1 protein-coding gene is annotated in these 2,140 nt (G+C 60.9%); it reads right to left on the minus strand.

The genetic code is table 11. The features are described from left to right. Positions 1–1,690 (minus strand): maltose alpha-D-glucosyltransferase (gene treS / locus WBB95_RS08955; protein WP_424487256.1); only part of this gene is annotated, 1,690 nt, incomplete at its 3' end. Positions 1,691–2,140 lie beyond the last annotated feature (450 nt).

Below are 2,140 nucleotides of genomic sequence, written 5' to 3' on the forward strand. Positions count from 1 at the left end.
GGGTTTTCGAGCGTGGCATCTGCCCGGCCGACAGCAGCGCCTCGGGGTTCAGGTCAACCAAGTCATAGGCGCCACGATGGATCCAGCGGGTATCGCCGTCTTTCATCAAATGCGCAACGTCCTCGGCTGCCAGCGGCAACGCGCCGACCAGGTCCCAACCCGACAGCGCAAACACCCCGGGCTGCATCGCGTTGTACATCACCAACAGCAAATGGATCTGGCGAATCTGCTCGATATCCGCCGGCGTAATCGCCTCCAGGTCACGAATGCCCAAGGCTGCGGTGATGATGCTGGCGGTGGTGCAGGACACGCCATTGGTCACGAATTTGAGGTTGTACGGCGCATGTTCACCGGCGAGGCGTTCGTACATCTGCTCGCGGATATGCTCACGCAGAATGTTGCCGGGGAAGGTCTGGCCCTGGTAGAGGTAATTGTCGTGGGCGTGCAGGGTCCAGAAGTGCACCAGCTCAAGGGTCAGCTCATCGTGGTTCTGCAACGCATGGATCAACGAGCCAGGGTCGATACCCTGGCTGTGCATCTCACGCAGCATCAGGCGCAGAAATTCGGTATCACCTATCAACAGTGCGTGTTGATACGCCGGGCGGGTGATGAAGTCGTAGGAAAGGTCGGCGCCGCCGTGGGACATGGCGGCGATGTCATCGACCGTGAGGTTCAATTCCTGGAAGCTGAAACCCCCGGCCTTGCGAATCGCGCCGCCCAGCAACTGGTTGCCGGTGATCGACAGTGGATGGCTTTCCGACCACGCCGTGCCGTCCAGCTTGCGTTCCACGCCCAGAAAGCCGTTGGCGTCGAGGCGCAGGATCTTGGCGCCCATCACATCAATGGCGTGCAAGGCGTCGCCGATGATCATCTGCTGGGCCGCAAACGAGGGGTCCAGCCAGTTCAACGACGGCTGGCCTTCCTTGAAGTAATGCAGGTACACCCAGCGCCGCGGCTTGCCGTCGACGCCGACGACCACCGGGGTGGCGCTCCAGTCGGTTTCCTTCACGCCGGGCTCGAAGAAGATCACCCGCTGCAGCTGGCCGACGATGTAGTGTTTGTCACGCAGCGCATCCACCTGCACGGGGCTGAGGTTCTGGGCATCGCGGCCCTCGGTGACGTCGGGCAGCAACGGCCAGTCTTCCTCACGGATTTCCACCATGTGGTACAGGCCGGGGTAGTCCTCATAGGCCATCTCGGCGAGGCGAAAGTCCGCGCCCTTGCCGGTGTGGGACGGGATGACGTCGTCGATGATCACGGCGTTATGCGCCGCCGCCATGCGCGTGAGGGCCTGTAACTGCGCCTCGGTGCCCAGCTCGGGGTCGATGTCAAAGCTGATGCGGTCAAAGTTGCCGTCGATGGTCGGCGTGTGCCGCGTGCCGGAAAGCCCGCCGGATTTTTTCAGCGGGCCGTTGTGAATGCCCTGGATGCCGATCTTCGACAGTGCGTGCCAGAGGGTTTCGTCACCCAATGCTTCGAGTACGGTGCCGCCTTCGCGCGTCACGATTGAGGCCGGGTAGGCGGTGAACCATACAGACGACAACGCGGTGGCGTCACGCGGCCGGGTGTGTGCGTAGGGTTGCTGCCACAGGCGGCCCTGGCCTGAGTAGAGCTTGGCCCGCTGGCGCGCTGCGTTGAGCATTGATTGTTGCACCAGCCAGTTTACGTGATCGTTGTTTGCCGCCGTCATAAGCCCGTTACCCGTAATCGTGAAAGGTTACTTGTAAGCATAGGAGGGGTGGCGGGGGGTATTCGTTGCATTGGTGGTGTGGCTTAGGTATTTACGCCTCATATGGCTAGGGTTGGGAGGGGTTGAGTACATATCCGTTGTTTGGGTTTTTGCTGATATGGGTTCCGCTTTTACAGCGGCTCACTTTTGGTGGAGCGCAAAAGTAAGCAAAACGCTCTTGCCCCTCCACTCGGCACCTCGCCTCCGGCTCGGTGTGCCCGCACTCCGGCTTGAATCCGTGGGCCGACATCGTGGTTAACGGGGCGCCTGAGATCAAGATCAAGATCTACAGCACGGCGGCCTGAAAGCCGACCTGAGTGGTTGAAGCAGAAGCCAGGTCAAAGGCGGATTGCTATCTCCCTGATATATGGAGATCCAATTGTGGGAGCGGGCTTGTCGGATCGCCGCACC

This window comes from Pseudomonas sp. (genome assembly GCF_049645325.1).
Lineage (GTDB): Bacteria > Pseudomonadota > Gammaproteobacteria > Pseudomonadales > Pseudomonadaceae > Aquipseudomonas.